Source organism: Protofrankia sp. CiT1 (assembly GCF_917627335.1).
GTDB lineage: Bacteria > Actinomycetota > Actinomycetes > Frankiales > Frankiaceae > Protofrankia.
In genome coordinates, this window is the sequence record NZ_CAKJTP010000132.1 from 3,671 (window position 1) to 10,427 (window position 6,757).

The 6,757-nt window shown below is 70.5% G+C and carries 7 protein-coding genes and 2 pseudogenes; 5 read left to right on the plus strand and 4 right to left on the minus strand.

Annotated features, from left to right (window positions below; all coding sequences use genetic code 11):
- From MJ785_RS17140 to MJ785_RS17155, 4 genes and pseudogenes are all read left to right on the plus strand, one after another.
- On the plus strand, nt 1-588 hold a 588-nt coding region (locus MJ785_RS17140; protein WP_239381773.1), incomplete at its 5' end, for a toll/interleukin-1 receptor domain-containing protein.
- A gap of 73 nt (nt 589-661) precedes the next feature.
- Nucleotides 662-859, plus strand: a pseudogene (locus MJ785_RS17145) (IS3 family transposase); the annotation flags it as partial.
- Between the two features lie 531 nt (nt 860-1,390).
- Entirely contained in the window at nt 1,391-1,663 is a 273-nt protein-coding gene (locus MJ785_RS17150; protein WP_239308829.1) for a DUF1778 domain-containing protein, read from the plus strand.
- On the plus strand, nt 1,660-2,184 hold the full coding sequence (locus tag MJ785_RS17155; protein ID WP_239308828.1) for a GNAT family N-acetyltransferase: 525 nt from the start codon (nt 1,660-1,662) through the stop codon (nt 2,182-2,184). The genes MJ785_RS17150 and MJ785_RS17155 overlap by 4 nt, the downstream gene beginning before the upstream one ends.
- A 356-nt stretch (nt 2,185-2,540) precedes the next feature.
- Here MJ785_RS17155 and MJ785_RS17160 read toward each other — a convergent pair whose 3' ends face one another.
- Nucleotides 2,541-3,221 carry a DsbA family oxidoreductase gene (locus MJ785_RS17160; protein ID WP_239308827.1) on the minus strand — a complete coding sequence of 227 codons (681 nt, stop codon included), beginning with the start codon at nt 3,219-3,221 and terminating at the stop codon, nt 2,541-2,543.
- Nucleotides 3,222-3,416: 195 nt separating this feature from the next.
- Between MJ785_RS17160 and MJ785_RS17165 the strand changes: the two genes are divergently transcribed.
- Complete coding sequence (locus tag MJ785_RS17165; RefSeq protein ID WP_239308826.1) at nt 3,417-4,640, plus strand: malic enzyme-like protein; 1,224 nt, start codon at nt 3,417-3,419, stop codon at nt 4,638-4,640.
- 100 nt (nt 4,641-4,740) lie between these two features.
- Here MJ785_RS17165 and MJ785_RS17170 read toward each other — a convergent pair whose 3' ends face one another.
- From MJ785_RS17170 to MJ785_RS17180, 3 genes and pseudogenes are all read right to left on the minus strand, one after another.
- Nucleotides 4,741-5,520: an anti-sigma factor gene (locus tag MJ785_RS17170; RefSeq protein ID WP_239381775.1), complete on the minus strand. Its 780-nt coding sequence runs from the start codon at nt 5,518-5,520 to the stop codon at nt 4,741-4,743.
- Nucleotides 5,517-6,149: an ECF RNA polymerase sigma factor SigK gene (gene sigK, locus MJ785_RS17175; RefSeq protein ID WP_305039432.1), complete on the minus strand. Its 633-nt coding sequence runs from the start codon at nt 6,147-6,149 to the stop codon at nt 5,517-5,519. Before sigK ends, MJ785_RS17170 begins: the two co-directional genes overlap by 4 nt.
- A 158-nt stretch (nt 6,150-6,307) precedes the next feature.
- Nucleotides 6,308-6,731, minus strand: a pseudogene (locus MJ785_RS17180) (RNA-binding S4 domain-containing protein).
- Nucleotides 6,732-6,757: the final 26 nt, after the last annotated feature.

Here is a 6,757-nt window from a genome sequence, read left to right on the forward strand (position 1 = left end):
GGGTGGCTCGATGCGACGTACCGGCAGGAGTCGCCGCCAGGTTCGCTCGACGAACCCGAGCGCATCCTGTGCGACCTTACCGACGTCGCGGAGACCGCCGCGGTTTTTCGTTTCCCCTATGAGATCGCCGGCCGCCCGTGGCTGTTCGACCTCCCGGACCGGCCGGTGTCCCGGCCGGCACCGGGCCGCTCGGTGGTCTTCCTGTGCCATGCGGAGGCCGATCGCGCGGTGGCGGCGAACCTGCATGCCCACCTGCGCTCCGATGGCGTTGACGGCCTGTGGCTGGCGGCCGAGGATCTTGGCGGTGGCCGGGAGCGGGAAGCGACGATCAGACAGGCGATCGAGCGAAGCCGCGCCGTGGTCGTGTGCCTGTCGAGAGCGGTGTACGAGCGGGGTGCCGTCAACAGGCATATCGCCTGGGCACTTGAGGTGGCCATGGAGCAGCCTCCGGACACGGTTTTCATGATTCCGGCGCGCCTGGAGGACTGCGACATTCCCCACCGGCTACGCACGTGGCAGCCGGTCGACCTGTTCACCCACGACGGCTACGCCCGGCTGGTGCACGCGCTCGGGAACACCCAGCGGTGAGGACAGCCACCTGTCTTTCAGACAATCTTTCGTCTGTTGAACCGGGGCGGAATCAAGCGGTCAAGGCGACGCCGAGCTCCTCGTCGAGATCGAGCGCGTATGGAAGGAGAACTACGAGGTGTATGGGGCGCGGAAGGTATGGCGTCAGCTCAATCGTGAAGGCGTGCGGGCGGCCCGCTGCATGGTGGAGCGGCTGATGCGCGGTGCCGGGCTCGTCGGTGCCCTGCGCGGCGGCGGCACTCCCCGCACCACCCGCGTCGACCCGGCCGCGGCACGGCGGGCGTAGGGACGCGGCGAGCTTCCGGATGTTCCTGCCCGGCCGGATGCTCGGGGTCGTCGTCCACGACCGCTTACGACAACGCCGAGTTCGATGGCTTCCTGCACCCGCCTCACCCGACCGCTTCGGTCTGCTCAGCCTTGATGGGACCGTGCGTGCTCCCCGACCGAACCGTTCCTGGAGATCACCGAATGCCGGCGGTGAAAGACGTCGGTGAGCCGTGTGCGGGAAAACCGCATGCACGGAATCGACGGGAGGGAGCTGGAAACGGAACGCTCACGCGTCACCGCGCCAGCTCCCTGCCCAACCAGGCCCGCGTACGAATTTTCGAGGTTCGGGTCCCAGCACGAGGCGGGCGTCGGGTGTCGTCTCCACCGCTTGATACCGCCAGGGTTTTCGCCGTTCTGGTGGCATCCCTCCCTCAGAGCGACCAGGGCCGAGAGCGCGGGGGATCGCCAGCGAGCGCTAGTGTGATGTGTACGTTGTACGTACACTCGTGGGGTGGCTAGCGCGAAGGATGAGCGGATGCATTTGAGGGTGGAGCCGGCGCAGAAAGCTCTGCTGGAGGCTGCCAGCTCGGCTGCGGGCAGTACAGTGTCGGCGTTCGTGCTGAAGGCGGCGACCGATGCCGCGGCCGATATCCTGGCCGATCGGCGGGTCTTCGTCCTGGACGAGGCGAGCTGGCAGGCTTTCGATCATGCACTTGACCGGCCGGCGGCCGACGTGCCGGGGCTGCGGGAACTGCTGACCACGCCCACCGTCCTCGATCACCCGGAGCCGGGTCAGGCCGGTCGGTGACCAGCCAGTTCGGCCCGGTCGAGCCGCTGGCCGCGACGCACATGCTGGCCGGGTTCGACTGCGGGTCGGCGGCGCAGTCAGCCTGGCTGACCGCGCACGCATGGCAGGCGCACCAGTCCGGCTCCTCCCGGGTGTACGTGGTCACCGGAACCGATGACGCACATCAGCGGGTGGTGGGCTATTACGCGCTGGCGGCCGGGTCGGTCGCGCCGGCCCAGGCGCCGCAGCGGCTGACCCAGGGCGCGGGCCGCTATCACCAGCCGGTGGTGATCCTCACCCGGCTCGGCGTGGACCTGTCCGTCCAGGGTGCCGGGCTCGGCCGGGCGCTGGTGGTCGACGCAATGCGCCGCGTCGCTGTGGCCGGTGAGGTCATCGGTGTACGGGCCCTGCTGATCCATTGTGAGAACGAGGTCGCCCGTGACTTCTACCTCCGGCTGGCGACGTTCGAGGCCGGCCCTACTGACCCCATGCACCTCTTCCTACTGATGAAGGATCTCCGCAAGGCCCTCAGCGGCACGTGACCGAGCGGGCTCGGGTACCGCTCGCGTAACCCGATCAGCGCGCGACAGCGCACCCGTACCACCGTCTTGGACGCAGCGCTGTCGATCGCGCACCATCGACAGCCCCGACCGCCAGGTCACATCGCTCGCAGCACTGGCACCATGCCTACCCGAAGCCACCCGCGCCAACATCAAACCCGCATCCCGAGGCTGTGACCTGCACCGACGGACGTTGGTAGACATCCGTGGACGGTCCGCCGAGGGCCATGGATTATGTGCGCTGGCCGGTGCTGGGTGAACGGAGGGGAACGACCGGAGACGGGATTCGGTGATGCCGCGTCCCCTGTTGCCGGTCGCTCTTGTTTTTGTTAACAAAATTATGCTGGATGGGTCATCGCTTCGTCAGCTCGTTCCTCGGTCGGGTGGGTATCGGCCCAGGCATGGGAGAGCGCTTCGATGAAGATCTCCGGGGGCTGGGCGCCCGAGACCCCGTACCTGTTGTCGATGACGAAGAACGGCACACCGGTGGCACCGAGTGCCCGCGCCTGGCGGGCGTCGGCGTCCACCGCGTCGGCGTAGGTGCCCTCGGCGAGCACGCGGTGGGCCTCGTCCGGGTCCAGGCCGGCCTCGCCGGCAAGCCCGATCAGGCATTCATGATCGAACAATGATCGCTGCTGGGTGAAGTGTGCCCGGTAGAGGCCCTCGACGACGGCGTCCTGGACGCCGCGGTCGCCGGCCAGCTGCACGAGCTGATGCGCGCTGGCGGTGTTGCCGATGGTCCTGTCGGCCAGGTGGTACTCGAGGCCGACGGTGGCCGCGGTGCGTTCCAGCGCGAGCTGGCTCGCCCGTGCCTGTGCCAGGGTCATGCCGTAGGTGGCGACCAGCATGTCGGTCTGGCGCACGACGCGATCGGTGGGCATGGCCGGGTCGAGCTGGAGAGAATGGTGGACGATCTCAGTCTGGTCGCGCTGAGGGAAACTGATCAGCGCCTGCTCGAATCGGCGCTTACCGATCCAGCACCACGGGCAGATGAGGTCGGACCAGATGTCAATCCGCATGGGCCTCTCCTCGGCATCGGTGCTCCGGGCTATGCTCGCAGGGCACAAGGGGCTGTTCGCGCAGCCACGCGAGGCTGAGCGGAGCGTCGCATGGGCGACGCGGTCGTGACGTCCTGGTTATTCCGGCGCGACACGTTGTGCGCGACACGTTGGTCAAGCCGTGTTTCGGCCGTCTCGGCCGCGGGTGGAGGGGACGTGCTGACGCCGAGTCCCACTGGGGTCAATCCCGCCTACAGCATTCAGATCCGTGTCCCGCCGCATGCGGCCGCCGTGGTCCGGTCGGTCATCGCGGACCTGCCGGGCACCGTCACCTGCCAGACCGACGAAGGTGACCCCACCGGTGCGCGCCGCATTGTCCTGGACGCCGACAGCGCCCGCACCCTGACCCGGTTGACCGACGCGCTGCGTCGCGGTCTGGGCGCCGATCTGCTGCACGCCGAGGACCTCGTCTTCTCCACCGCCTCCGCCGGCAAGCTCGCCCAACAGGTGTGTGCCGCGGTCACCACCGGTCATGACGTCGCGCTGCTGGACGCCGACGCGGACCGGCGCGTCATCACCCATCTCGCGGCCCATCCTCGCCACACCGACCGGTACACCGGCCGGTCCCGCCGGATCGCGCTGCTCAGCGACGCCAGCGCCGTCCTGGACTTCGAACCGTTACCCGCCGAAACCGCTCTGCCCGCGGTGGAGTCGCAGGCCGTCCACCTGCAGCGGGCAACCGGCCTGGACATCATCCCCCTGCCGGTCGCCACCAGCGGCGCTGACGATCTCGCGAGCGTCATCCGGATGCTCGCTCCGGGCTTTGCCGCGACCGTCCTGGTGCACACCCACATCCGCCACATCGATGCCGCCCGCGCCGCCGTCGGCGCCGCGTCCCACCTGCTGCTGGACGCGGTCAACGACGGGCTGGCCGTGGCCGCCACCGCCGCGGCCGTCAACGCGCTGCGTACGCGGGCGATCGATCCGGGCCGGGCGCGGATCGTGCTTGTGGACCCGGCACGAGGCGGTGACCTGGCTGGTCTCCTGGTGGCCGCGGGGATCGGCGACGTCACTCTCTATGATCCGGTGGAGTACGGCATCCAGGCGCTGCACGCCGTTGCCGACCAGACGGACCTTGTCATCGATCTCATGGGTCTTGCGGCACCGCCGCGGAGCGTGCCGGTACTGCGTACCCGGTTGGAGACCCCACCGCCGCTGCTGGCCGCCACTACCGGACCGCGCCCGCTGCATGCCCTGCCCGGTCTTGTCACCGCGGCCGTTACCACCCGGATGCCGATCACCTCCGCGGCCCGGCTGGCCGCCGCCTACGCCCTGGCCGCGCAGGCGGAGCCGGGCGCGCTGCTGCCCGCGCTGGACCATCCGGGGCTGACCGCGGCCGTGGCCGTGGCCGCGGCGTGCGCGCTCACCGCGGCGCAGTGATGCGCACGCGCGGCAGTGATGCGCACGCGGCGAGGATCTCTCCCCGCCGGGGAGCGAGCGTCCCGTCGCGGTACGTTCACCGCGCGGGAACGCGGCCTGGTCAGGCGCGGATGGGCGCGTCGATCAGCATGGGGGTGGTGGGCCGCGCCGAACCACCGGCGGGCTCCGCGGTGACGACTATGGAACGGGCGTCACCGACACCGGTGAGCAGACGGTCGACGGCGACCGCGCGGCCGTCGGCGATACCCGCGGACCGCACCCCGTCCGGGCCGGCAGGGCTCGGGCCGGCAAGCCAGAACTGGTATACACGCCCGCCGGTGAGCACCGGCAGGTCCCGCGCTGAGACCAGCGCGTTGCCGGCTACCGCCACCACGGCCAGGCTCCCGCCGCCAGCCAGCGGCATGGCCGCCGAACGTGACAGGGCCGCGGCCGCGAGCGCACTCAGCCGGTCGGCACGCTGGCGCTCGCTGTCCAGGCGCCGCTGCTGGCCGGCTACGGTGAGACCGAGCCCGGTTACCGTGACCAGCGCCGCGGCGGCGGCCGCGGTAACCCGGCGCGACAGGCGGGGGTGACGGGGCTGGCCGCGGCGCTGCCCGTCCCGCGGCCGGTCATCTGGCGCCGGGAGCTGTGGGGCCGGGAGCTGCGGGGCCGTTGCGATCCGCGCGAGTACCGCCGCCCGCAGCGACGCGGGCGGCTCCACCTCGTCAGCCCTGGTCAGGGCCGTCGCCGTCAGCCGTAGCTCAGTCACCTCCCGCGCACAGACGTCACAGCTGGCGAGATGCTCGTCGACCATCGCCCGTTCGTCGCCGTCCACGGCGTCGAGGACGTACGCGCCGGTCAGCGCGTGGATGTCCGGGGATGACGGGCGCGGGGGAGTCATCGCCCGACGCCCAGGCAGTCACGTAACCGGATCAGGCCGTCGCGCATCCTCGTCTTCACCGTTCCAGCCGGGACCTTCAGGTACTCCGCGACCTCACGGTAGGTGTACCCGCGGTAATAGGCCAACGTGATCGATTCGCGTTGACTGTCGGTGAGGTGGTCCAGACAGCGGCGGAGATGCTCACGCTCGAGCCGCGCCTCGACCTGCTCGACGACGTCATCGAAACCGTCGCCGTCCCGATGGCCGAGCAGGGCCGCGCGGCGTTCCCGGTCGGTGGCCGCCTGGACCGAGCGGACGCGGTCGACGGCCCGGCGGTGCGCGAGCGTGCAGACCCAGGCCGCCGCGCTGCCCTTGGCCGGGTCGAAGCGGGCGGCGGTCCGCCACACCTCGACGAACACCTCCTGGGTCACCTCCTCGGACTGCGCGGGGTCCCGCAGCACCCGCCGGACGAGCCCCAGCACCCGCGGGGCGAGCAGGTCGTAAAGAGCCGCGAACGCATCGCTGTCACCGCGGCTGGCGCGCTGGAGGAACTCGTCCGCGCGCGCCGCGGTATCGGACGCGGGGTGTGACGGGGTGTGCGGCGCGAGGCGCAGCACCCGGCGTGGATTGTCCTCGCCTCGCATCGACATCCGTTTCCGGCTCTTCTCGGAATCATGCCGAGATCGTGATCGCGTTCTTCGTATTGTGCCGGCAACCGTGCTATCGCGGTACCACCGGAGTGGTCATCGGCCACCGGGCCGTCCGCTCGTCGCCGATGGTTTTCCCGCCCGGACCGACGGCGGAGGCCTCACCGGTGGGGCGGGGTGCCCGGGGGCGACGACGAGGCACGCTGGCGTTTTTCGTGGTCACGAAGGCGTTCCAGCGCGCGGCGGTCGCGCTTGGTCGGACGTCCGGCGCCACGGCCGCGGGCACCCACCGCCGCGACATCCTGGGTGCACCGGTGGTGGGCTGTGGTCGATAAAGCATTCCCCGGCGACGGCCGCGCTGGTCCGTTTGCTCAGGACACGGGTGACGACGACGATCCGCTCATGCCCGCCGTGGCGTACCCGTACCGTGTCCCCGGCGCGTACCGCATGGGCCGGCTTGACCCGGTCACCGTTGAGATGCACATGCCCGGCGCGGCAGGCCGCGGTGGCCTGCGAGCGCGTCGTGACCAGTCGCACGGACCAGATCCAGCTGTCGACCCGCGCGGTCAGTTCCTGCGACGCCATACCACGATCCTATGAAGCGGGCGAGG